At 39.7% G+C, this 25,823-nt stretch carries 24 protein-coding genes and 1 pseudogene; 24 read left to right on the forward strand and 1 reads right to left on the reverse strand.

Annotation, left to right across the window (positions count from 1 at the left end; all coding sequences use genetic code 11):
• The first annotated feature begins 12 nt into the window (after positions 1-12).
• The 9 genes from EO116_RS01545 to EO116_RS01585 all read left to right on the forward strand — a co-directional run bounded on the left by EO116_RS01545 (position 13) and on the right by EO116_RS01585 (position 11,258).
• On the forward strand, positions 13-1,056 hold the full coding sequence (locus tag EO116_RS01545; protein ID WP_127160354.1) for an ABC transporter substrate-binding protein: 1,044 nt from the start codon (positions 13-15) through the stop codon (positions 1,054-1,056).
• Complete coding sequence (gene rimO / locus EO116_RS01550) at positions 1,053-2,393, forward strand: 30S ribosomal protein S12 methylthiotransferase RimO (protein WP_127160355.1); 1,341 nt, start codon at positions 1,053-1,055, stop codon at positions 2,391-2,393. Before EO116_RS01545 ends, rimO begins: the two co-directional genes overlap by 4 nt.
• Positions 2,394-2,405: 12 nt before the next feature.
• Entirely contained in the window at positions 2,406-3,641 is a 1,236-nt protein-coding gene (locus EO116_RS01555; protein ID WP_127160356.1) for a competence/damage-inducible protein A, read from the forward strand.
• Between the two features lie 4 nt (positions 3,642-3,645).
• Positions 3,646-4,755, forward strand: a complete 1,110-nt coding sequence (gene recA, locus EO116_RS01560; RefSeq protein WP_009352815.1) for a recombinase RecA — start codon at positions 3,646-3,648, stop codon at positions 4,753-4,755.
• Complete coding sequence (locus tag EO116_RS01565; RefSeq protein WP_127160357.1) at positions 4,755-5,258, forward strand: regulatory protein RecX; 504 nt, start codon at positions 4,755-4,757, stop codon at positions 5,256-5,258. Before recA ends, EO116_RS01565 begins: the two co-directional genes overlap by 1 nt.
• 106 nt (positions 5,259-5,364) lie before the next feature.
• Positions 5,365-6,948 carry a ribonuclease Y gene (rny, locus tag EO116_RS01570; RefSeq protein WP_370447203.1) on the forward strand — a complete coding sequence of 528 codons (1,584 nt, stop codon included), beginning with the start codon at positions 5,365-5,367 and terminating at the stop codon, positions 6,946-6,948.
• Between the two features lie 205 nt (positions 6,949-7,153).
• Positions 7,154-8,917, forward strand: coding sequence for a DNA primase (gene dnaG, locus EO116_RS01575; protein ID WP_127160358.1), 1,764 nt, complete (start codon positions 7,154-7,156; stop codon positions 8,915-8,917).
• 21 nt (positions 8,918-8,938) lie between these two features.
• A complete protein-coding gene (gene rpoD / locus EO116_RS01580) occupies positions 8,939-10,180 on the forward strand; it encodes an RNA polymerase sigma factor RpoD (RefSeq protein ID WP_127160359.1) in 1,242 nt (413 codons plus the stop codon).
• Between the two features lie 295 nt (positions 10,181-10,475).
• On the forward strand, positions 10,476-11,258 hold the full coding sequence (locus EO116_RS01585) for a basic amino acid ABC transporter substrate-binding protein (protein ID WP_127160360.1): 783 nt from the start codon (positions 10,476-10,478) through the stop codon (positions 11,256-11,258).
• A 294-nt stretch (positions 11,259-11,552) separates the two neighbouring features.
• Here EO116_RS01585 and EO116_RS01590 read toward each other — a convergent pair whose 3' ends face one another.
• Positions 11,553-12,500: an L-lactate dehydrogenase gene (locus EO116_RS01590; RefSeq protein WP_127160410.1), complete on the reverse strand. Its 948-nt coding sequence runs from the start codon at positions 12,498-12,500 to the stop codon at positions 11,553-11,555.
• 428 nt (positions 12,501-12,928) lie between these two features.
• On the opposite strand from EO116_RS01590, the gene EO116_RS08750 reads away from it, so the two are divergent.
• The 15 genes and pseudogenes from EO116_RS08750 to mreD all read left to right on the forward strand — a co-directional run bounded on the left by EO116_RS08750 (position 12,929) and on the right by mreD (position 25,823).
• Positions 12,929-13,009 carry a putative holin-like toxin gene (locus EO116_RS08750; RefSeq protein ID WP_369688071.1) on the forward strand — a complete coding sequence of 27 codons (81 nt, stop codon included), beginning with the start codon at positions 12,929-12,931 and terminating at the stop codon, positions 13,007-13,009.
• Between the two features lie 340 nt (positions 13,010-13,349).
• Positions 13,350-14,243 (forward strand): epoxyqueuosine reductase, encoded by an 894-nt coding sequence (locus EO116_RS01595; protein ID WP_127160361.1) that lies wholly within the window; start codon positions 13,350-13,352, stop codon positions 14,241-14,243.
• Positions 14,230-15,414, forward strand: a complete 1,185-nt coding sequence (locus tag EO116_RS01600) for a multidrug effflux MFS transporter (protein WP_127160362.1) — start codon at positions 14,230-14,232, stop codon at positions 15,412-15,414. The genes EO116_RS01595 and EO116_RS01600 overlap by 14 nt, the downstream gene beginning before the upstream one ends.
• Positions 15,415-15,853: 439 nt before the next feature.
• Positions 15,854-16,165: a 50S ribosomal protein L21 gene (rplU, locus tag EO116_RS01605; RefSeq protein WP_009352881.1), complete on the forward strand. Its 312-nt coding sequence runs from the start codon at positions 15,854-15,856 to the stop codon at positions 16,163-16,165.
• Positions 16,166-16,170: 5 nt separating this feature from the next.
• Positions 16,171-16,485: a ribosomal-processing cysteine protease Prp gene (locus tag EO116_RS01610; RefSeq protein ID WP_127160363.1), complete on the forward strand. Its 315-nt coding sequence runs from the start codon at positions 16,171-16,173 to the stop codon at positions 16,483-16,485.
• A gap of 12 nt (positions 16,486-16,497) precedes the next feature.
• On the forward strand, positions 16,498-16,785 hold the full coding sequence (rpmA, locus tag EO116_RS01615) for a 50S ribosomal protein L27 (RefSeq protein WP_127160364.1): 288 nt from the start codon (positions 16,498-16,500) through the stop codon (positions 16,783-16,785).
• Between the two features lie 390 nt (positions 16,786-17,175).
• Positions 17,176-18,594, forward strand: coding sequence for a [FeFe] hydrogenase H-cluster radical SAM maturase HydG (hydG, locus tag EO116_RS01620; protein WP_127160365.1), 1,419 nt, complete (start codon positions 17,176-17,178; stop codon positions 18,592-18,594).
• 84 nt (positions 18,595-18,678) lie between these two features.
• Positions 18,679-20,214 (forward strand): glutamine-hydrolyzing GMP synthase, encoded by a 1,536-nt coding sequence (gene guaA / locus EO116_RS01625; protein WP_127160366.1) that lies wholly within the window; start codon positions 18,679-18,681, stop codon positions 20,212-20,214.
• Positions 20,215-20,667: 453 nt separating this feature from the next.
• A complete protein-coding gene (locus tag EO116_RS01630; RefSeq protein WP_164726033.1) occupies positions 20,668-21,459 on the forward strand; it encodes a serine hydrolase in 792 nt (263 codons plus the stop codon).
• A gap of 74 nt (positions 21,460-21,533) precedes the next feature.
• Positions 21,534-21,677, forward strand: a pseudogene (locus EO116_RS08755) (zinc-ribbon domain-containing protein); the annotation flags it as partial.
• Between the two features lie 60 nt (positions 21,678-21,737).
• The gene (locus EO116_RS01635) at positions 21,738-22,343 is read left to right on the forward strand and encodes a hypothetical protein (RefSeq protein ID WP_240629092.1); all 606 of its coding nucleotides are present in this window, start codon (positions 21,738-21,740) and stop codon (positions 22,341-22,343) included.
• An 11-nt stretch (positions 22,344-22,354) separates the two neighbouring features.
• Entirely contained in the window at positions 22,355-23,191 is an 837-nt protein-coding gene (locus EO116_RS01640) for a hypothetical protein (protein ID WP_127160369.1), read from the forward strand.
• Positions 23,192-23,383: 192 nt separating this feature from the next.
• Positions 23,384-24,418: a rod shape-determining protein gene (locus EO116_RS01645; protein WP_127068051.1), complete on the forward strand. Its 1,035-nt coding sequence runs from the start codon at positions 23,384-23,386 to the stop codon at positions 24,416-24,418.
• The gene (gene mreC, locus EO116_RS01650) at positions 24,418-25,335 is read left to right on the forward strand and encodes a rod shape-determining protein MreC (RefSeq protein ID WP_127160370.1); all 918 of its coding nucleotides are present in this window, start codon (positions 24,418-24,420) and stop codon (positions 25,333-25,335) included. The genes EO116_RS01645 and mreC overlap by 1 nt, the downstream gene beginning before the upstream one ends.
• Positions 25,332-25,823 carry a rod shape-determining protein MreD gene (gene mreD / locus EO116_RS01655; RefSeq protein WP_127160371.1) on the forward strand — a complete coding sequence of 164 codons (492 nt, stop codon included), beginning with the start codon at positions 25,332-25,334 and terminating at the stop codon, positions 25,821-25,823. Before mreC ends, mreD begins: the two co-directional genes overlap by 4 nt.

Below are 25,823 nucleotides of genomic sequence, written 5' to 3' on the forward strand. Positions count from 1 at the left end.
GGAGGTGAATCTATGAAACGGTTACGATTGCTTATGGTGTATGTACTAGTAGTAGTAGGTATGTTTAGTGTAGGCTTGTGGCTTAATGATATGAAACAAGATCAAGTGGATCAACGTGTGATTTCTACAAGAGCAGAAATTACTATCTATACAGATGGGGACTCTGAAGTCATGACGGCTATAGGTCAGGCCTACGAAAGAGAGGCACAAGTAAGAGTACATGTTATTCCCATACCGCAGAACCAAATGGGTACACGGTTAGCTTTGCCAGAAGCAGAACAACAAGGGGATCTTGTGATTTCCACAAAGTCCAATCTCAGTGAAGGGGTTGAGCATGGAGCCTTTCGTAGATTGCCAATTACTTTAACGTATTCGGTAGATACAGTATTCCACGGTCCGGATGAGCAATGGGTAGGGATATGGTATGATCCTTATGTCTTAGCCTTACACGATACTTTCTATAGCAGTCAGGGAAAATATGTAAACACTTGGTTTTCCTTAGCTTATACGGGCCCATGGCGTATAGCGGTCACTGATTTTGTAGCCGATGCATCGTCCACTACTTTATTGAATAGTTTTGGTGCTATCTATGGACTAGATGGTGCCATCTCCTATTTTGATAGTTTGCGGCCACGTATTGTGCAGTATGCAAAAGCCTTGCCATCTTCAGTGCGCATGGCTGCTATTGGAGATGTACAGGTCAGTGTAGGACATTATTCGGATGCCAAATTGTATGAGGTTCATAAATATCCTTTGACGATTTTATATCCTAGGGAAGGCACTCCTTATGATTTGATGGGCGTGGGGATTCTAAAAGGATCCAGTAATGTTGGTGAAAGTGAAGCGTTTGTAAGTTGGCTACTTTCAGAACGGGTACAAGCTGTATTGAAAGAGGGGGATAGGTATTATTTGCCAACCAGAGAAACGGTGGAATCTCATAAAGACCGACAGGGCAATCATCTTGTGTTATGGAATGCAGGGATTGTGAAAGAAGAGCAAGATAAGATATTACAAGAATGGATACGACAAGTGCGTTTTAGAAAGGATACACCATGAGTAAGTTGTTAGGTTATATTAGTTTAGGTTGCGCCAAGAATTTGGTGGATACAGAGGTGATGCTAGGAGCTTTACAAGATAATGGCTATGAAATCACAGAAGAGTTAGAAAAAGCAGAAATTATTATTATCAACACATGCACATTTATCGAAAAAGCAAAAGAAGAATCGATTAATACTATATTAGAGGCTGGTCAATATAAACAATATGGAGACTGTAAAGGTCTTATCGTAGCGGGCTGTTTAAGTCAGCAATACCAAGAAGAATTGTTTACTGAAATTCCAGAAATTGATGCCCTCATTGGAACAGGATCTTGGAATCGTATTATGGAAGCTGTGGAGGCCATTCAACAAGGTCAACGTATTTGTATCATGGATAGTATGACAAATATGTATGATGAAGGCATGCCACGTATGATGACAACACCGGACTATAGTGCGTATGTAAAAATTTCTGAAGGATGCAATAATGGATGTACGTTCTGTATCATTCCGAAAGTGCGTGGGGCCTATCGCAGTCGATCTATGGAGTCTATTGAACGAGAAGTACAACAGCTTGCAGAAGCAGGTGTGAAAGAAGTAGTATTAATTGCTCAAGATACAACGTATTATGGAGCTGATTTGAACAATGGTACACCATTACTTTCAGAGTTATTGAAACGATTGGCGAAGATTGAAGGCATCGAATGGATTCGCATGTTGTACTTATATCCAAAACACTTCTCTGATGAATTGCTAGAAACAATCATGACAGAGCCAAAGGTGTGCAAGTATATCGATATGCCGCTACAGCATATTAACAATACTGTGTTACAACGTATGAACCGTAAGGATACGCGGGAAAATATTGTAACTTTGTTACATAAAATTCGTAATCGCAGTGAGCATATTACATTGCGCACATCCCTTATTGTAGGGTTCCCTGGAGAAACAGAAGAACAATTCCAAGAATTGGCAGACTTTGTAAAAGATATTCGATTTGACCACATGGGTGTATTTACATACTCTCAAGAGGATGGTACACCAGCAGGTGTGATGGATGATCAAATTCCAGAGGAAGTGAAAGAAGAACGGTACCATACATTAATGGCTATTCAAGCACAAGTTTCAGAAGAACATAATCGTGATCTAGAGGGGACGATTCATCAAGGCCTAATTGAAGCCATCGATGAAGTAGAGCCGGGAAAATTTTTGGCTCGTGGACGTTTGCAAATGCAGGCTCCAGATGTAGATGGAAATATGTATGTAGAAGATGTAACAGGACTTTCTGAAGGCGATATTGTGACTGTAAAAGTATCACAAGGTTTCGCTTATGACGTGGTAGTAGAAACTGTATAGGATGGTGATAGCATGATCGTAGAATTAATCTCTACAGGATCAGAATTATTACTAGGACATATTGTCAATACAAATGTAAAATGGCTTAGCGAAGAACTGAACAATCGAGGCTATTCTGTGTCATATCAAACGACGGTGGGGGATAATCCTGAGCGTATGAAAGAGGTATTTCAACGAGCAGGGGAGCGAGCAGATATTGTGATCAGTTCTGGAGGCTTAGGTGCTACCCAAGGAGATATAACTCGAAAATCCTTGGCAGATGCGCTAGGATTACCTTTGGTATTTCACGAAGAAGCAGGTCGTGAGGTAGATTCTTTTTATGAGAAACAAGGACGGGTGAAACCTTACGAATCTGACCGAGATCGGTATTTGCCAGAAGGGGCAAAAGTACTACATAATCCAGTAGGGGTGGCACCAGCAGTAGTAGTGGAACAGGATGATACGGTATATGTATTGTTACCAGGTCCTCCATTAGAATTACAGGGAACTTTTATAGAAAGTGTGAGCCCCTTTTTAGAGCAACGTTTTGGACAGCAAGGGATGATTTATTCTGAACGGTATGCTGTGTATGGATATCGTGAAATGCAACTAGAGGCTCTATTGCAAGACTTGATTCAGAATCAGCAGAATCCAACCATAGCATTATTGATCAAACCAGGATACATTGAAATTCGCTTAACTGCAAAAGGCGAATCAAAAGTAGACTGTCAGGAGAAATTAGGTCCATGGAGGTCTATCCTATTAGAACGCTTGGAAGATATCCGTAGTTTAGATACATCGGTGTTGGAAGACTTTCACAAGGTGGCTCTAACAACAGGCGTTACCATAGGAACTGCTGAATCTTGTACAGGCGGCCTAGTAGGAAAAATCTTGACTGACTTAGGTGGTAGCAGTGGATATTATCAGGGTGGTATTATTTCCTATGCAAATGCGGTGAAAGAACAAGTATTAGGTGTATCATCAGAGACATTGGCAACATATGGTGCTGTCAGTGAAGAAACGGCTAAGGAAATGGTTGAAGGTGTATTTCGTGTATTACGTACAGACTATGCCATTGCGACCACAGGGATAGCAGGTCCAGGTGGTGGCAGTCAAGAAAAACCAGTAGGTCTTGTATATATTGGTATAGGTACACCACGAGGAATAACTGTATATAAAGAGATATTTATAGGGGATCGTACTAGTATCCGTAAGAGTGTAGCGGAACGAGCGATTCAATATGTATATAAAGAATTAATAGAAAGGTAGAACAATGGCAAAGGATAAAGCAAAAGAAGCAGCAATTGATATGAAAAGCGGATCTCAAGAAGATCGTATGAGAGCTTTAGAAGGGGCTTTAAAACAAATTGAAAAAGACTTTGGTCAAGGCGCGATCATGCGCATGGGCGAAGCGGCAGATAAAATGAACATTGAAGTCATTTCTACAGGCGTATTGGCCTTGGATTTGGCAGTTGGTGTAGGTGGATTCCCACGGGGCCGTATTATTGAAATTTATGGACCAGAATCTTCTGGTAAAACTACGGTGGCTTTACATGCAGCAGCAGAAGCACAACGTAATGGTGGCGTTGTTGCCTTCATCGATGCAGAACATGCCTTAGACCCTGTATATGCGAAAAAATTAGGCGTAGATATCAATAGCTTGTTGATTTCCCAACCAGATAATGGTGAACAAGGCTTAGAAATTACAGAGGCTTTGGTTCGCTCTGGGGCAGTAGACTTAATCGTTGTGGACTCCGTAGCGGCCTTAACACCTAAAGTAGAGATTGATGGTGAAATGACAGATGCTCACGTTGGGGTACATGCGCGTTTGATGAGTAAAGCATTACGTAAATTAACAAGCTCCATCAGTAAAACTAGAACGGTTATTATCTTTATTAACCAATTGCGTGAAAAAGTGGGCGTTATGTTTGGTAACCCAGAAACAACTACAGGTGGCCGTGCTTTAAAATTCTACTCTACTATTCGTTTAGATGTACGCAAAGGGGAAGCGTTGACTTCTGCTAAAGAACATGTCGGTAACCGTACAAAAGTAAAAGTTGTGAAAAATAAAGTAGCTCCTCCATTCAAAGTGGCAGAATTTGATTTAATGTTTGGGGAAGGCGTTTCCTACGAAGGTACATTGATTGACATCGGTGCGAATATTGAAGTGATCAAAAAATCTGGTGCTTGGTATTCCTATAATGGAGAGCGTATGGGTCAAGGTAAAGAGGCTGCCAAAGTATTCTTGAAAGAAAACCCTCAAATTGCTCAAGAAATTGATTCTATTATTCGTGATACATTAGCAGCAGAACCATTGAATGTACTTGGTCATGATGAAGAAGTGGATGAAGTAGCAACTACTGAAACTGTGGATATGGAATAATGGCATTTCGTACATCGAAAGAGCAGGAATGGACATTTGCATCGGTCATGGAACAAGCTTTGCGGCTATTAGGACCACGGTCCTTAAGTACGCTAGAGCTGAGACGAAAACTGTCTCAACGTTCTGTGCCTAGTGAACTGATTCACGATGTAGAAGAAAAACTTCTATCCTTATCGTACTTAGACGATGAAGAATTGTCGGAAGAAGCGTTGCGTGCCTATATGGAGGCAGAAAAGTATAGTATCTATTATATTCGTGAAAAAATGCGGGAACGAGGTCTTGCTGTATCTTATGTATTAGATGACTATGATGAATGGTCGGTAGCGGTAAAACTATTAGAGCAACGATTTCACATATCCGATGAGGAGCGGTTAGCAGCCATCGAAGAGGGCGAAGAAGATAAGTTTAGCAAGAAAAAAATAATTTATTTTCTAAAGAATCGTGGATTCGCTGTGAGTACAATTCAATCTATTTGTTATGAATGGGGCCCCTACTTAGAGTAGGGGCTTTGTCTTGACATTCCACGGTGTATGAACTAAAATTAAAATAGCCTTAATAATAAACAAAATAAAATTTGAAAGCAAAATGGGCGAGAAACCGGGGAAGCGGATGTATCGACTTCTCCTTTTTTTATGCAAGTGGGAGGTGAACACAATTTTAGAATACAGCATTATTGCCGTAGTCATGGTATTAATTGGTCTTGGAGTAGGCTATTTATTGCGCCGCAATATTGCAGAAGGTAAGCTAAACAAAGCGGAAACAGAAGCTGCACGTATTGTTGCTGATGGCGAGCGCTTAGCGGAGTCTAAGAAAAAAGAAGCGTTACTGGAAGCAAAAGAAGAAATTCATAAATTGCGTGCTGATGTGGATAAAGAAAATCGTGACAGACGTAATGAATTACAACGTCTTGAACGACGGATTTTACAAAAAGAAGAGCAATTAGACAAAAAACTAGACAGTATTGAACGCAAAGAGGAGTCCTTGCACCACAAGGAACGCAATCTAGAAAAAGCGGAAGAAAAAATCGAAGTATTGCATCAACAACAAATGGAAGAGTTAGAACGCATTTCTAGCTTAACCTTTGATGAAGCAAAACAAATTTTACTGACAAAAGTAGAACAAGAGATTCGTCACGACACTGCTGTGATGCTTAAAGATCTTGAGCAACAAGCAAAAGAAGAGGCGGAAAAGAATGCCAGAGAAATTATTTCTATGGCCATTCAACGATGTGCGGCTGACCATGTAGCAGAATCTACAGTGTCTGTTGTGACATTGCCAAATGATGAGATGAAAGGCCGTATTATCGGTCGTGAAGGTCGTAATATTCGTGCGTTAGAAACGTTGACTGGTATCGACTTAATTATTGATGATACACCAGAAGCAGTTATTTTATCCGGATTTGATCCTATTCGTCGCGAAGTAGCACGAATTGCCTTGGAAAAACTCATTGTAGATGGACGTATCCATCCAGCTCGTATCGAGGAAATGGTTGAAAAAGCACGCCGTGAGGTGGAAAATACCGTTAAAGAAGCGGGCGAGCAAGCTACTTTTGAAGCAGATGTACATGGCTTACATCCAGAAGTAATTCGTACTTTAGGTAGACTAAAATATCGTACTAGTTATGGACAGAATGTGTTAAAACACTCTGTGGAAGTATCTCATTTAGCAGGTATGATGGCAGCAGAATTAGGTTGCGATGTAGTGCTGGCTAAACGAGGCGGTTTATTACATGATTTGGGCAAAGCCTTAACACATGAAATTGAAGGATCTCACGTGGAAATTGGCGTAGATCTTGCTAAAAAATATCATGAAAGTGCATTGGTACAAAACTGTATTGGCGCGCATCATGGTGATGAAGAGTTTAAATCTGTAGAAGCTGTATTGGTAGCGGCAGCAGATGCTATTTCTGCGGCACGACCAGGAGCTAGACGTGAAACATTAGAAAATTATTTAAAACGATTATCTAAGTTGGAAGAAATCGCTGAATCCTTTGAAGGCGTTGAAAAATGCTTTGCAATCCAAGCAGGTCGAGAGATTCGCGTTATGGTAAAACCAGATAAAGTGGATGATGTGGAAGCGAACTTATTAGTGCGTGACATCATTAAACGAATCGAAAATGAATTAGAATATCCAGGACAAATTAAAGTTGTGGTTATTCGTGAAACACGAGTCGTAGATTACGCGAAAAAATAGTCTACATAAGTGGTTGGAGCAGCCTTTGGCTGCTCTAACTTCTTTTTTTTCACACTATATATGAATTGCATATATAATGTGAAGAAAAAGAAAGTATTTCCAAGTAGGAGTTTTTTTGTTTATGTAGAATAGTATAGATAGAGAACGTATACATAGACGCTATATTTTGATGCATACACGGTAGTACATAGCTTAGGAGAGGGACATGAGCAAGTTTTTCAATGATGACATAATTGAACAAGTCAAAAATGCCAATGACATTGTGTCTGTCATTTCTGAGCATATTCCATTGAAGAAGAAAGGGAAAAACTATTGGGGTTGTTGTCCATTTCATAACGAAAAGACGCCTTCCTTTAGTGTGACCCCTGAAAAGGGCTTTTTTTATTGTTTTGGTTGTCGAGAATCGGGAAATGTCATCAGTTTCTTGATGAAGTATGATAACTTAACATTTCCTGAGGCCATTGAACGGTTGGCCAATCGTGCCAACATTGCTTTGCCAGAACGAACTGTATCGTCAGCTGAGAGGAAACGTATGGCTCGGCTAGAAGCTATGTATGAGGTGAATGAACTAGCTACGAATTTCTTTCATAATTGTTTGGTGAAAACAGAATTTGGAAAAGAGGGGTTAGACTACTTATTAAAACGTGGACTATCCATGGAGACCATTACAAAGTTTCGCTTAGGGTTTGCTCCCGATGGATGGGATAAGCTATATGGTGCTTTTACGGGTCGAGGTGTGGACCCTAATGTATTGCTAGAATTAGGCTTGTGTCGTAAAAATGAGCAAGGTAAGATATACGATTATTTCAGAAAACGCGTGATGTTTCCTATCATGGATGGAAAGGGGCGTGTGTTAGGCTTCGGTGGTCGTGTTCTTGACGACAGTAATCCGAAATATTTGAACTCCCCGGAAACGGAAATATTTAATAAAGGACATTTATTATTTGCCTTTTATCAATCCTATCGCAGTATTCGTGAAAGGAAACAGGCTGTCCTTGTTGAAGGTTACATGGATGTGCTGAGTTGTCATAATGCAGGTATTACGAATGTAGTGGCATCGTTGGGTACAGCCTATACGAAAGACCACGGTCGGCTATTGATGCGTCAGGCAGAAGAAGTTGTTCTTGCCTATGATATGGATGGGGCTGGTCGTACGGCAGCTAAGCGTGCTATCGAGTTGTTGCAAAATACGGAATTTTCTGTTAAGGTAGTATCTATGCCTGATGGAAAGGACCCAGATGATTTTATCAAGAATCATGGTCCTCAAGCGTGGCAAGAATTGGTAGATACATCGCCAAGAGATTTTGAGTTTTTATTAAATGAAAGCTTGAGCAGCCACGATACGAATTCAGTAGAAGGGAAGCGGGCTGTCTTGGCAGATATATTCCCCTTCATTGCGGGTCATGAAAGCCAAGTGCGTCGTGATGAATATTTAAAAGCCTTGGCACTACCATTATGGTTAGATGTGAGCACCATTATTACTTACTTTAGACAGTTTCTTCGACAAGGAAACATAGAATTAAAACAGCAGGCCATGAATGTGCCCAAGGAGACTTTCACAGATGAAGAAGAATTGCTGTACTGGGTAGGTAAGGATAATGATATATATAGCCTGGTAAGCCAATATATAGGGGTGGAAGATTTTACCCACCCAATGTATAGTGCTTATTATGAAAAGATAGGCGAGTTGGTAGCCCAAGGGGAAAATTTGTCAGATGTCCTATTAGAGGAATCCTTAGATGAGGAATCTTGGCATATGTTTGGCAAATGGTCGGTCTTGATTGGCCGAGAAATGGATGAGGAATTGTTGCACAGTTTAATTCGAAGCGTGCGATTAAAATCCCTTCGCAATCAATATAAGGAGCATAGTCGCTTAGCAGATCAATTGAGTCGGGCTAATGATCCTAGGTTTATAGAAGAATTACGAATGTGTCAGGATTTACAGGAATTAATTAGACAGTGGTCTTGATGTAGTGAAAGGAAGAGCACAGTGGCAAAGAAGAAAAAACAATCGCAAGTGGAAGAGATTATAGCGGTTTTATTAGAAACGGCAAAACGAGATGGTGTCATTACAGCGAGACAAATTTCTGATGCACTTTCAGATCAAGTAGAGGTAACGGCAGAACAGTTAGATAGCATGTATGCAGTGTTTAATAATTTGAATATTGAAGTCATTCCAGATGATGGTCATGAGTCAGAAACTGAGTTGTCTTTACATGATGATGAACTGTTGGATAAAGATCTTGAAGTGGAAGTAGAAGTAGATGTAGATGTAGATGTGGAGCATTTAAGTAGTGACATCGATATCACTGAGGAAGATGACGATGAGGAAAAAGAGATTAATCTTGACTTATCCATTCCTGAAGGGATGAATATCGATGATCCAGTACGCATGTACTTAAAAGAAATTGGTCGTGTTCCATTGCTATCTGGTGATGAAGAAATTATTTTGGCGCAACAAATTGAGGCAGGCAATGCAGAAGGTGCTACCTATAAAGAAGTGCGCTTAGGAAATAGTGCAAAGCAAAAGTTGATCGATGCTAACTTGCGTCTGGTGGTTAGTATTGCGAAACGCTATGTGGGCCGTGGTATGTTGTTCTTGGACTTGATTCAAGAAGGTAACTTAGGCCTTATCAAAGCGGTTGATAAATTCGACTACACAAAAGGATATAAATTCTCTACGTATGCTACATGGTGGATTCGTCAAGCTATTACGAGAGCCATTGCTGACCAAGCTAGGACAATTCGTATTCCTGTACATATGGTAGAAACGATTAATAAATTGGTGCGTATTCAACGTCAATTATTACAAGACTTAGGTCGCGAACCAAGTCCAGAAGAAATTGCAGCTGGTATGGGTATTACCGTAGAACGGGTGCGTGAAATTCAAAAAATTTCTCAAGAGCCAGTTTCTTTGGAAACACCGATTGGGGAAGAAGAAGATTCCCATTTAGGCGACTTCTTAGAAGATAAGGATGCAGTGGCGCCAGATGATGCGGCTAGCTTTATCTTACTACGTGAGCAAATTGTAGAAGTATTTAGTTGTTTAACAGACCGTGAGCAACAAGTGCTAGAATTACGCTTTGGTTTGAAAGATGGCAAACCACGTACATTGGAAGAAGTCGGTCAATTCTTTAATGTAACACGGGAACGGATTCGTCAAATTGAAGGGAAAGCCTTAACGAAGTTGCGTAATCGTGGTAAACGAGATAAAATTAAAGACTTCTTATAATACTGAATACTGTATATCAATAGGTATTACCAAGGGTAAGGCTCTGTCACAAGGTCTTAAGTAGGATATATGTTATATCCTCTATAGATAACAGAATGTTAACAGAGGAAAGTTGATGCTTTGTTTCAACTTTCCTCTGTTTTATGAGTAGTTATTACATGGGATTCCTTTTCTAGAGTGAGACAGGTATACTTATAAATAGGAATTTTATAAAAGATACTTGCTATTTAATATTTATGTGGTATAATTTATGTATAAATAATCATAAGTAGTGAATATATTATGGGAGGTAATTATGATTAGCATGAAAAAAATAGGTCTTATCCTATGTACGGCTGTTCTTAGTGTAGGTTTACTAGCTGGTTGTGGTAGCGATAAAAAAGAAGCGCAACTAACACAAACAGCAGGGGTGTTGAAAGTTGGTTCTGAAACCACATTCCCTCCATTTGAATTTGCAGAAGAAAATACGAATAAATACATTGGTTTTGATGTGGATTTAAGTGAAGAAGTAGCAAAACGTTTAGGTTTAAAATTAGAGTTTGTTAGCATGGGGTTCGATGCGTTAATTCCAGCCACACAATCTGGTAATATTGACATGATCGCAGCGGGTATCAATGCTACACCAGAACGTGAAAAAGCATTGGCATTCTCTGAGCCATACTTTAAAGAAGGTGGTTTTATCACTATCGTTCGTAAAGATAATACAGATATCAAAAAAATGGATGACCTTGCTAATAAACGTGTAGGTGTTCAAATTGGTACAGTTCCTGTGGAAATGGCGAAAGCAATCCCTGGTACAGATGTAAAAGAAATGGATTCTAATAGCAATATCTTCATGGCTTTGCAAGCCGGCACAATTGATGGTGCTATCATCGACCAAGCGGTGGCTATGTACTACTTGAAACAAGGTGCAGATAAAGATCTTAAATTAGTTGGAGAAGGCACTGATGCACCTCCATTCGTATTAGGATTCAATAAATCTAACACAGCATTACGTGATAAAGTTAATGAAGCTTTGAAAGCAATGCGTGAAGATGGAACGTATGATAAAATTTACTCCAAATGGTTCGCTAAGTAATTCCGCTATGTAGCCTGTAGCGATTTTAACTGAATATTGCAAAGGGAAGAGCACGGTATACTCCTCACAAACGGTATTTCATAATGTATCGTCTCTTGTAATGCTATCTACTCTGTGGCGGCTATAAGAAAATATGGCAAAGGGAAACGAGCAACACATTCCTTCACAAACGGTATTTCATAATGTTTGTTCAGGAACATGTTGCTCGTTTCTGCATTTCTATAATTTAGCTAGTAAGGTCACCACAGGGTTACTAGGCATGACTGCGTTCCTCAGAGGGTAGGGTGTATAATTCTACATAGTATGTGCTAGTTTAATATATTCCCGAATGCGTTCGCAAGAGTTGTGGAAGGCATCTTGTTCGTCTGAGGTTAGGTGCAATTCCAAGATTTCTTCGATGCCGTTTTTGCCGATGATGGCAGGGACGGAGGCAAAGACATTGTGTTCGCCGTATTCGCCTTCTAGTTTGCAGGATAGAGGTAATACTTTTTGTTCATCGTGGAAGTAAGCGCGGATAATTTCTGTAACGGATGCAGCGATGCCAAATTCGGTGGAGCCTTTTCCAATGAGGACTAGGTAGCCACCGTATTTCATTTGTTCTACTAAGGCATTTTCATCAAAGGTTGGGAAGCGGTGAGGAAGTTCCTGTTGGAGTTCTTTTAAAGGTTTGCCAGATACTGTGACGTGGGACCAAGGGACCATAGCGCTACCACCGTGTTCACCCATAGCATAGCAAGATAAAGAACGACGATGTACGTGGATTTGCTCAGCTACCAATCGTTGCAAACGAGCGGAGTCCAAGGATGTGCCAGAAGAGATGATTTTATGTTTTGGGTAGTCTAAGTATTCTTGCACATAGGCAGCTACTACATCGGCAGGATTGGAAATGCTAACGATAAAACCGCTGAAACCAGAGGCTTTCACACGAGGGAGGAATTCACGCAATACTTCTACGGTGGACCCTAGTGTATCTAGTCGATCTTGTTCTGGGGATGGTAGAGGACCTGCAGAAATAACGAGAATATCGCAGTCTCCGATATCTTCAGGTTCGCAAGGGATAGCTTCTACACGATGTGGTAAGTAACTTACCGCATCATTAATATCGGTGGCTTGAGCAATGGCTTTGTCTTTGTCGATGTCTACCATGTATAATTGGTCAACCTCACCTTGTGTGGCAAGGGAAAATGCCACGTGGGAGCCCACATGACCAGTGCCGATAATGGCAACTTTACGTAGTTCTATAGACATATTGTTCCTCCTGTGTTGAATGATAAAAGTAATTAGTAATATGTTATAGGATAAAACTTTTGAGTTCATTTAGTCAATACGTCACTTGCTAATCTATGCAACTTGTAGGTCGTCACTTATTCTGCTATGTAGCCTGTGGCGATCTATACTAAATATTGCAAAGGGAAGACCGCAACATATTCCTTCTCAAACTGATACAGTGGTTAGGTTTGTTCAGGAACATGTTGCGGTCTTCTTGTATTTGTGCAATTTAGCTAGTAAGGGTCGCCATAAGGCTGCTACGCTTAACTGCGTTCCTCATGGAGTATGTGTAGTATTGATAAAACATTAACATTTTGTGTGATTTTAAAGTGTAATAAATAAGAAGAGTCAACGGCGTGTTGTTAGGCTCATCTCTTCCTATTAGGGGAGGAGGTGATACTATGACTACATATGAAAAGTTATCTTTATTGATTCAATTTTCTATGTTGATTGTAGAAGTTCTTCGTTGCTTTTATAGTTAACGAAAACGCCTAACGAATAAGGTTTCCCAGACCTTACACGTTAGGCGTAATCAATTTTCCACTTTTGAGATGAGCCTAACGCTAGCAGACGTCGATGGCTCTTCTTTTGTTGTTTTAATTATAGCATAGTATATAGGCCATGACAATGTCTCTTGTTCTGCTACGCTTAACTGCATTCTTTAGAGAGCGGGATTGGTTTTGAGTTTTTGATAGTACTTCCAGAGAAAACTATAATTTAAAATAAAGTTTCCCCAAATGCATAGTCTTTGTTCGTAATTGGCATGATATATGAGTGGCTATTTATATATAAAGCCTATGGATTGTATAGTATAATGAATGCATGACAAATTTAAAACTTGAAGAATTAGCGATACAATTAAATATTCCTGCGGTGGGGGTGGCACCTTGGCCATTGCCGGCGGAAGCGTCGTTACATTTGGATACGCCCTATCCTTGTCCGTTTACGAATGGAAGTATTGAAGAACGATTGCAGGGGTCCACGACTATTGCTTCACCGAAGTCCGCTATAGTCTGTTTGTTTCCTTATTATATGCTTAGGGAAGGAGTGACGAATTTAGCTAGGTACTGTTGGGGCGATGATTATCATGTTGTAGTACGACAGTATTTGGAACGACTGGTGGAAGTTTTGCGTGAGCGCTATCCTGACGAAATATACGAGATTCATTGTGATACGTCACCTTTAGCGGATCGGTATATGGCATACTTGGCAGGCTTAGGGTTTTATGGGTGGAACCAAACGTTTATCAATCCTACGTGGGGATCCTATACGGTGATTGGAACCATCATGACGACTTTGGCATTACCTCCTTCTTCGCCATTGAATCAGACCTGTTTACAATGTGGTGCTTGTTTGCGTGTTTGTCCTGGTAAGGCCTTACAAGGAGATCATTTAGATTATCGAACTTGTAAAAGTTATCTCACTCAGTGTAAGGGGGATCTTTCAGAGGAAGAAGAACGAATTATTGGTAAAACACCTCTCATTTTTGGGTGTGATGTATGCCAAGAGGTGTGCCCTCACAATCGAGATATTCCTATGACGCCTATACCAGAGTTTCAACAGGTTACATCCTACATTGAGATGGAGGAATTAGAAGGAATGACGAATAAAGAGTTTAAAGCGAAGTACGGCCACAAAGCATGGGCTTGGCGAGGAAAGAAAGTGTTGCTTCGGAATGCGGAGATCGTTAGAAAGGAAAAGCATGAAGGAAAGTAAGTCTGTTTCATTGTTTTTAATTATATTCTTAGGATTGCTCACAGCGGTAACGCCATTGGCGACGGATATGTATTTGCCAGCCTTGCCGATTATGCCTGGAGAACTAGATACATCGGCATCGAATATTCAAATGACCATCGGCATTATGACCATCGGTATTGCAGTGGGACAACTCTTTGCAGGACCTATCAGCGATGTGCTAGGTCGTAAGAGACCGCTCATTGTGGGAAACCTACTTTGCGTAGTAGCTACCATTGTTTGCGCTTATGCACCAAATATTGAAGTACTCTTGTTGGGCCGATTTTTGCAAGGTGTGACGGGTTCCTTTGGGGTAGTTATCTCTAAGGCTATCGCTCGTGACCATGCATCGGGGCCGGCTCTGATTAAACTGTTGGCATCGTTGATGATGGTCAATGGCTTGGCGCCTGTTATCGCTCCATTAGTGGGAGGACAAATTTTGGCATACGAAACGTGGCGATTCATTTTCGTCGTTTTAGCAGGATTTTCCCTAATATTATTGATAGGTTCCATTCTATTTAGTGAAAGTTTACCAAAGGAGCAACGTGTAGTAGGTGGTGTTCAAGTGGCGCTCAAAAATTACAAGACGTTGCTGAAAGACAAAGCTTTTTTAGGGCAATGTGGTATTCAATGCTTTGCTTTTGGAGCCTTCTTTTGTTACATTAGTGGATCATCCTTTGTGTACCAAAATATCTTTGGGCTGGATGCACAACAATTTAGTTACATATTTGGTATTAATAGCTGTGGTATTATTCTATTTAGTATGATTAGCTCTCGTTTGAGTAATGTCATTAAGGATTATCAATTATTACAAGGTAGTTTAACTGTGCTCTTCTTAGGATCTTCTTTGTTCTTAGGTGCTATGGCACTGAATATGCCATTCTTAGTGGTGACCACAATTTTATTCTTTACCGTAGGGATGGTGTCTTTATTCGGGGCGGCTAGCTTTTCTATGGCGATGGCACATTACGGTCACCTAGCAGGTAGTGCATCTGCCTTATTAGGCTTTTTCTCCATGATGTCTGCGGGTATTGTGTCACCTATCGTGGGGATCGGAGGGTCACATACGGCAATTCCTATGGGGATCACTATGGTGTTTTGCTCTTTAGTGGCGTTACTCTGTTATTATCGATTTGCTCGTCCGGTTATATAGGTATGCTTTCATAGTAGTGAAATCCTAGGTGAATATAGTGTATAGTCAACTTTTGGCATCGTATTGTATCCTAAGATCATGCGTGTATCTGAAGGAGTGCCATTGTATAGTACATACAATGGTGTATAGATGAAAGATGATAACGATATAGTAGTGGTATTCTATAGTACACAGAATAGTATATAGATGAAAGGGCGTGCTAGTGGATGACTTAATGATTCAAGTTGCTTTTATAATAGATGCAGCAAACTAGGCTTTCATAGGTGTAGATAGAAAAAATTAGTCCTATTTCGTTGACATAAACAGTGCTTGTCATGTATAATAATTGAGTCATAGTTTGGGTACGCCCAACTATTGCAAGCCGCATGAAGAGGTCAATAATATTTGGCTTCGGCTAGATAACCGCATTCAGCGAGTACGAATACAAGGAGGTGTCATAATGTACGCAATTATTAAAACTGGTGGTAAACAATATCGCGTTTCCGAAGGCGATGTAATCACTATTGAAAAATTGGATGTAGCAGCTGAAGGAACTGTTTCTTTTGACGAAGTTGTAACTGTAGTTAAAGACGGTGATGTTAAAGTTGGTACACCACTTGTGGACGGTGCAAAAGTTACTGGTACAGTACTTGAACATGGTAAAGCGAAAAAGATCTTGGTTTTCAAATACAAAGCGAAATCCAACTATCGTCGTCGTCAAGGCCATCGCCAACCATTCACTAAAGTTCGCATCGAAAAAATCGAGGCGTAAGTATCATGACTCACATTGATGTGAAACGCAATCGATTAGGGCAAATCATAGAATGTCATTTTCGAGGACATGCTGAAGCAGGTCCTTACGGAGAAGATATTGTATGTGCCGCTATATCCATGCTTTCACAGACATCGATCTTAGGTCTTCATGAGGTGGCTAAGCAATCCATGGAGTACCAAATAGAAGACGGTGAGTTACATATCCTACTTTCAGAACCCATTACTGAAAGAGGACAAACTATATTAGAAACGATGCTTCTTGGTATCAAGAATGTGGCGGATCAATATAGTGATTTTGTTAGAGTGAGTGAACAATAGGAGGTGAACTACATGTTATTCAATATCCAATTACAACTATTCGCATCTAAAAAAGGTGCTTCCAGTACAAAAAATGGTCGTGATTCCGAGTCCAAACGTCTTGGAGTTAAATGCCATGACGGTTCTACTGTAAAAAGTGGTAACATCCTAGTTCGTCAACGTGGTACACATTTCCATCCAGGCACTAACGTAGGTATCGGCAAAGATGATACTTTGTTTGCATTGGTTCCTGGCCGTGTAGCATTTGAACGTGCTGGTCGTTATAACCGTAAAGTTTCTGTATACCCTGTAGAAGCTTAATCATAACACATATGAAAGGTCACTAGATAGTAATATCTGGTGGCCTTTTTTGTTTGTTTAGTATAGGATTTTGCCGTTATTGCAAATAGGACAACAAGATTTTGTAAAAATGATGTTATATCAGATATGCAGTTTAAGGTTATAGGTTGTAAAAGGACATGACGGTTTCAGAGTGAACAAATGAATAGATGTATATTTCTGTTTATGCATACATAGTATTAGTATTTGCTTTCATAATGCACACTAATTTTATATACATTGATTCATAAGTGGAGTATAATAAAAGAAAGACTATATCTAATAAAATCGGTATAGCGCTTATGTTAAGACAAAGCCTAGAAAGATGTAGGCTATCATAGATCTACTAAGTCAGTAGAAAAGGAGTTTACTATGTATGATGTACACTCTTCCAAGGCGGAAGAATTTATTAATCATGAAGAGATTCTAGCCACTTTACAATATGCAGAAGAAAACAAGGAAAATCGTCCTTTGTTGGATGTCATATTAGAGAAGGCAAAAACTCGTGTAGGATTAAACCACCGTGAGGCGATGGTACTGTTAGAATGTCCTTTGCCAGAATATAAGGAAAAATTATTTGCTTTAGCAAAAGAGATTAAACAAGCGATTTATGGCAATCGTATTGTATTATTTGCTCCTTTGTATTTATCAAACTATTGCATCAATGGTTGTGTCTACTGCCCATACCATGCAAAAAATAAAACCATTACTCGCAAAAAATTAAACCAAGATCAAGTCCGTGAAGAAGTGATGGCCTTAGAAGCCATGGGGCATAAACGGATTGTTATTGAATCTGGCGAACATCCATTGGAAAATCCACTGGAATATATTTTGGAATGTATTGATACGATTTACTCCATCAAAAAAGATAATGGAGAAATTCGTCGTGTCAATGTCAATATTGCGGCGTGTGAAGTGGAAGATTATCGAAAATTACATGAGGCAGGTATTGGTACGTACACATTGTTCCAAGAAACATATAATAAAGAAAACTATGAAGCCCTTCATCCAACAGGCCCTAAGAGCGATTATGCATACCATACAACGGCTATGGATCGCGCTATGGAAGCAGGTATTGATGACGTGGGCATTGGCGTCCTTTATGGATTGGAACACTATAAATATGACTTCGTAGGCTTGTTGATGCATGCAGAACATTTAGAGGCAAAGTTTGGTGTAGGTCCGCATACGATCAGTGTGCCTCGAATTTGTCCAGCTGATGATATCGATGTAGATGATTTCAGTAATGCTGTACCAGACGATATTTTTGAAAAAATCGTAGCTTTGATTCGTGTATCTGCGCCGTATGCAGGTATGATTATGTCTACTCGTGAAAGTCAAGCTATGCGTGAGCGTGGCTTAGCCTTAGGTATCTCGCAAATTTCTGGAGGGTCTCGTACATCTGTGGGCGGTTATGTAGAAGAAGAACCAGAAGAAGAAAATTCTGCGCAATTCGATACGAGTGACCGCCGTTCCTTGGATGAAATTGTGGAATGGTTATTGCAATTAGGATATGTACCAAGTTTCTGTACGGCTTGCTACCGTGAAGGACGTACAGGTGACCGCTTTATGGCACTGGCTAAGAGTGGACAAATTTCTAACTGTTGTCAACCGAATGCGTTGATGACATTGAAAGAGTATTTACTAGACTATGCAGATGAGGAAACAAAAGCTGTTGGTGCGGCTGTTATCGACGTGCAATTAGACTCCATTAAAAACGATCTAGTGAAAGAAAAATCTAAAGCTTATATTGCGCAAATGGAAGAGGGAGAACGTGACTTCCGATTCTAGTCAAAACTTAGTGCATAGGGTATAATATTTAATATATAGTGTTTATATATTGAAGTTATAAACAGAAGATTGTGGGAGGACAGAATGGAACAAAAAGAGATGGTTGTTGTCGTTGACTTTGGTGGTCAATATAATCAACTGATCGCGCGTCGTGTACGTGAAAATAATGTGTATTGTGAGGTATATCCGTACAATAAAGCATTAGAAAAAATTAAAGAATTACAGCCAAAAGGTATCATCTTTACAGGTGGTCCTGCTAGCGTATACGAAGACAATGCTCCTAAAATGGAAGCGGAAGTATTTGAACTTGGCATTCCAGTATTGGGTATGTGCTATGGTATGCAATTTATGGCGCATACATTGGGCGGACATGTAACGTCTGCGGAAACACGTGAATTTGGTAAAACACCAACTCAAGTAGATGTGTCCTCACCATTATTTAAAGGACTTTCAGAAGAAGAAATCGTATGGATGAGCCATGTGGATTATGTGGCAAAAGTGCCAGAAGGTTTCAAAATCGTGGCACATACAAAAGATTGCCCTGTAGCAGCTATGCAAAACGAAGAGCGTCGTTTATATGCGATGCAATACCATGCAGAAGTATTACATACAGAACATGGTAAAGAAATGTTGCACAACTTCTTGTATGAAGTATGTGGATGCACAGGCCAATGGACGATGGCAAACTATGCAAAAACTGCTATTGAAGAGATTCGCAATACAGTAGGCGATGGTAAAGTATTATTGGCATTATCTGGTGGTGTGGATAGCTCTGTAGCAGCAGCGTTAATTTCTAAAGCCGTAGGCGATCAATTGACTTGTATCTTCGTTGACCATGGTTTGATGCGTAAAAACGAAGGTGATGAAGTAGAAGCGGCGTTTAAAGATTCTGGTATGCACTTCATTCGTGTGGATGCAGAAGAACGTTTCTTGACGAAATTAGCAGGTCTTGAAGATCCAGAAGCGAAACGTAAAGCTATCGGTGAAGAATTTATCCGTGTATTCGAAGATGAAGGGCGTAAAATTGGTTCCGTTGATTACTTAGCACAAGGTACAATCTACCCAGATGTAATCGAGTCTGGTACTGGCGAAGCTGAAGTGATTAAATCTCACCACAACGTAGGTGGCTTGCCTGCAGTAGTAGATTTCAAGGGTTTAATCGAACCTCTTCGCAACTTGTTCAAAGACGAAGTTCGTCAATTAGGTGTAGAACTTGGTTTGGCAGATTACCTAGTATGGCGTCAACCATTCCCAGGTCCAGGTCTTGCGATCCGTGTCATGGGTGAAGTGACAAAAGATAAACTAGACGTATTGCGTGATGCGGATTACATTTTCCGCGATGAAATCGCAAAAGCTGGTTTAGATCGTTCTATTAACCAATACTTTGCTGTGTTAACAAGCACACGTACTGTAGGCGTTATGGGTGACTTCCGTACCTATGATTACACATTGGCATTGCGTGGGGTGACCACAACTGACTTCATGACAGCCGACTGGGCACGTATCCCTTATGATGTATTGGATACGATCTCCCGCCGCATCGTGAACGAAGTAAACCACATCAACCGTATCGTGTACGATATTACAAGTAAACCACCAGCAACCATTGAGTGGGAATAGAAAATTAGATATACTGAAAGCCAGCAGAACTTGGGTTTTGCTGGCTTTTGTGTTGTATAAAAGAGGTATGCTAATACTAGTGGAAGATATTTATTTTAGCTAAATAAAGAAATTGATAGCATGGTTGACACCATCAATTATTATATTTTATGTTAGGATAAAATGTGATATGATATAGATAAAAGTTTTAATCTTCTAAGATGCGGAATAAGATTTTTATATACTTTTGCTGTCATCAATTGAATCAGTTTATTATTGGGGCATACTTATAAATAGGGAGAGACCAGTGTGTATAGTAAGATAATAAAACGATTAATACGGTCAATGTATTTTTGTGCGCTGTCGATATGTTTATGTATGGTGTTGGGATGTGGCTTTTCGGCTAAAAGTAGCACTGAAACAGAAGGCAGAATAGAGGGCGCTTCGTATCATCTGGAGCATGATAGAATGTCTATGGGGGAAGCTAGGAATAAATTAAGTGTTATTGAAAAAGAAATACAGTTGTTTCCTTATGAATCTATATATGTAGGATACCATAATGAGTCCATTGTGAAACAATCTAGACCTGTTCGTGCAGCTAGTATGATTAAAGTATATATATTAGGATATTTATTTGAAGAAATAGAAGCAGGTCATATCAATTTAGGTGAAACTATGGAATTAGAAGAATCCGATAAAGTTGGTGGTGCTGGAGTATTGTCTGGTTATGCTGTTGGTACAAAATTGACTGTTGATGAATTGGCGAAGTTAATGATTACAGTTAGCGATAATTCTGCAACTAACATACTAATACGTCGCCTTGGAATGGAATCAATTAACCAATACATCATAAAAAATGGATTTATGGATACGAAATTACAACGGTATATGATGGATTTAGAAGCTATTCGGCAAGGACGTGAAAATTATACATCTGCTAACGATTTGGGACATTGGTTTATGAATTTATTAGAAGGAAAAGGAATGTCAAGCTCTTCTAGAGAGAAAATGTTGATGTACTTGTTGGGTCAAACAGATACTGAAACATTTAATGAGGCGTTATCTAATCGGTTTATTGCACATAAAACAGGAGAACTTGCTGGAGTGTATCATGATGGTGGCATTATCTTTCAGAGTCAAGACTATAAAAAAGGGGAGGCCTATATACTTATAACACTCAGTGATTCTTACGAATTAAGAGAATCTGAAGTGTATCATTTTAAGAATATAGCTAAATATATAGATAGTGTGCTATTCGAACGATAAGTTTGTATTACTATTTGTGAAAATAGTAGGTATATCATGTGTTAATAATGTTGACATTATATTAAGGAGGAACTATGAAAGTTTGTGGATCATGTCAAGCAACAAATAAAGATACTTCTAAATTTTGTAATTCTTGTGGAACTAGCCTAGAGAATATTTGTGAAAAGTGTGGTGAAAGTGTACCATCAACATCACAGTTCTGCCATAATTGTGGTGCGGCAATCTCGAATAATCGGAGAGTTAACAGTTCTGCTCAAACAATAGAGGGTCCTCAAATTATGACAGACTTAAGAGATCAACAATTAGAGGGAAATAGTGAGGTTAAAAATAAAGATGATTTTCATAAAATATTGAAAGTGGTTGGACTAGTCTATGCACTCGTAATTGTAGGAATTTTGGGATGGTATTTTTTATCTGATGATATAGAATATACTGGCACTAAAATGTCGCCAGAAATCACTGCCAATGAGACGAAGGTTACAGAGAACAATGGACAGGATAAAGCTGTTGATGCACCAAAAAAACAAGCACAAAATGCAAAAGAAGCACAACAAGCAGCAGTCAATCGATTGATGGAGTTTGAATCTGTACTGAAATCTATGGCAGATGATATTAATGCTGGCTCTATTACTCCAGGTATGGCAACTGGTTCATTTAGAACGAATAAAGTTCAACAAATAACAATAGATAATGAAACGTTAAATAAGTTAGATACTGCGAGCCGTACCGGAATTCAAGATATGAACAACCTTCAAAAAGAACGAATGAATGCTATGTTTGATGGATTACGAGGAAATACAAGTCGCTATGAAGATGGTGGTAAAATGTATGATTTGTTCTACTCTAAATTAAACCAATACAAATCTACTTATGGATTGCAATAGGAGGTAAACAGATGAATGTGATAAAGACGATAACTACGGCTACATTGGGAGTATGTTTGTTGCTAGTATCTGGTTGTTTTAAAGCAGAAATTGGAACGACTATACGACCAGATGGTTCTATTCATGAACGTATTGAGATGGGAGTAGATCCTGTATTGGCTAATAGGGCTCCTAAATTAAGAAAAACATTTGACTCAGAGCGTAAAGAATTTGCTGAAAGTGGATATACGATTAAGGATACAGGAAATAATGGATTTATAGCTGAAAAAGATACTCCTAATATCAAAGCTCTTGTTGAATCTGGAGCAGAATTATTTAATCCTGAAGAAGCTGATAAAGGTGTGAAATATCGTAAAGGATTTTTTTATGATTCCTATAGTTTTGATCTAGTGCTACCTAAAAATGAAACTAATAGTAATGGTCAACAATCTAACGAGATGGGGGATAAAATTTTAAGCTCTTCACAAGTATACTACTCATTAAATTTACCTGAACCACCTATTCGGACAAATTCTCAGGATATATCCAATGAAAATAAAACTTTACGTTGGAATTTAATTGAGAATGTTATGCATGGAAAACCAATACCTATCCAAGCTGATTTCCTAATTCATCATGAAAAAAATATTAAGTTAGTTCAATATTTAGGGATAGCATTTTCAGTTGGAGCATTGGGCTTATTAGGTATCGGTATATATCGCCGTCAAATTGATGGGAAGCCTTTTCTTATTGCTGGTGGAATCGCATGTGTAGCTATCGCTATTGCAGGTGCCGCTTTATACAATGATTATACACATCCACCGGTATTAACGGATGCAGACCGAATTGTATCAACTAACTCAAAATAAATATAGTGGAGTTATATAGCCAGTATCTATAGGGTATAAACCTTATATAACTAACTCAAACATCTATTATAGAGCTAAAATAAATATAATAAAAGCCAGCAGAACTTCGGTTTTGCTGGCTTTTTTATTTATAATCTCCCTAAAGTATGTTACAATTAATAGAATACGGAATTCTTTATAAGGAGAGGTTCGATGAAATTATTTTCTTCATTAGGAAGAGATTTAGGAATAGATATTGGTACCTTTCACACACATATTTTTGTGGAAGGTCGAGGGGTGGTTGTATCGGAACCATCTATAGTGGCAACGGATGCAAAGCAAGAGAACATCGTTACTATTGGAGAAGATGCGCAGCGTTTGTTGTTGCGCAATCCGGAAACATTAGCACCTATGAGTCCTCTGAAAGAGGGCTTTATTGTGGATTATCGTATAGTGTTGTCCATGTTAAAGTATTTTATGAACAAAGCGTCCAAGGCGGTTCGTAGATCCCGTGTCGTTATGGCAGTGCCTTGTGGTATAACCGATGTGGAGCGAAGAGCTATGACGGATGCGATCATTCAGGCGGGTGCTCGGGAAGCGTATTTGCTGGAAAGTCCAGTAGCAGCAGCGATTGGTGCAGGCCTTCCTATTTTTGAGGCTCGTGGTAGTATGGCTGTCGATATCGGTGGCAGTACTACGGATGTAGCTATTTTATCGATGGGTGGTAAAGTAGCGAGCCATACGTCACGGATTGGTGGTAATGAATTAAATGAAGCCATTTACCATTATATACGTAATGAGTTTTCTATTATGGTATCCGATGAAACAGTGGAAGACATTAAGCAAACTCTTGGTTGTGCGATCGCTCCATCTATCGAAGGGGAATACACTATCGTAGGTCGTCACTCTGAAACGGGACTCACCAAACGCTGTATGATTCGTAAAAGTGAAGTCTATGAAATTTTGCGACAACCTATTGCAGATATGGTGGCGGTTATACGCAGTATTTTGGAAAAAACACCACCTGAATTAGTGGCAGATATTATGGAAAGTGGCATGCTCCTTACGGGAGGTACGTCCTTACTTGAAGGATTAGACCGCCACATCCAAGAGGAACTAGGTATTCCTGTACGCATTGCAGATACGCCAGGCGATACGGTAGCACTTGGTTTAGGTAGAGCTGCTGCGGATGTACAACGCTTAGAGCGATTATTAGTGGCTAGTAAATTACGAAAGGGGCGATCTTAATGCAACAATCTGAACGAAAATGGTTGACTATGATCGTAATCCTTTGTGCCATATTAGGAATTTTTGGGTACGTGTGGAAACAAAGAACGCAAGTTCCTGTAGTAACAGTAACTCTAGAAAATTTGATGGCACCTTTTACTTATGGAGCCAGTCGTTTCTTATCTGGTTTACATACGGGAATAGCCGTGATAGATAATGGTATCTTGCGTGTGAAAGACATGTCAGACATAGAGGAGCGCAATGCAGAATTAGAGCAAAAGCAAGTGGCCTATGACGAATTGGTGGCAGAGAATATTCGTTTACGCCAATTGTTACAATTTAAAGGAGAACAACCTCAATTTGCTTTATTAGCAGCCTCTGTAGTGACTCGTGATAGAGGGGCTTGGACGGATACATTCACTATTAGTAGAGGCCGTGCAGATGGGGTAGAGCCAAATATGGCAGTCATTGCTCCCCGCGGGGTCGTAGGCTTTGTGTCAGATGTATATGAACATTCTGCACGGGTACAAAGCATATTAGATCCAAGATCTGCTACTGGTGTTATCGTGCAACGACCAGAATCTAGAATTGCATCTATACTGAAAGGGAATGGGAATCGCCCTATGGAGCCACAAATGGTGAACATTGCCTTAAATGGTGATGTGCTAAAAGGCGATACAATTGTAACTTCAGGGTTTGGAGGTATGTATCCAAAGGGATTATTATTGGGCCATGTGAAAGATATTGTTACTGATGAAGAAGGATTTGTGAAACATGCTGTCATCGACCCTACAGTGGACTTTCAAAGTTTAGAAGAAGTATTTGTAATTGTATCATCATCCATTGCACGACCAGAAGCGCCAAAATTAGAGCCAAAATTGATTCCTCGTACGCAGCGAGATCAAGTAGAAGGGGCTAAAGGGACGGTGCAACAATGAAACGATGTGCTTGGACATTGATGGTATTAGGCGTTATTATTATCCAATCCTTAGTGGTACCTAGATGGTTTTCCTATTCGTGGGCGCCTCATCTATTACTAGATATTGCGTTGGTAGTGACCGTATTGAAAGGTCGGTCTCATGGCATGATGCTAACCGTTGTAGGTGGTATTGTTCAAGACGTGATGATCGGAAACTATTTTGGATTACATGTGGTATCCTATGCGATGGTAAGTTATATGTTAGGCGCTATGCAAGGCACGGTATATGAAGAACAATGGTATGCTACCGCCTGGTGGACAGGAGTAGGATCCGCTTTAGTCATGGCTTTACAAATGGGCTTATTGTGGATTGTACAAGAACCAATTGTAATGACTACCTATATTTGGAATCATGGCATTCCTTCTATAGGGATTGATGCCTTAGTAGGCATTGTGGTGCATAAACTAGTATGGCGCTGGGAAGAAAAGGATGAATACATGTGGTAG

Source organism: Veillonella sp. VA137 (assembly GCF_003992015.1).
GTDB lineage: Bacteria > Bacillota > Negativicutes > Veillonellales > Veillonellaceae > F0422.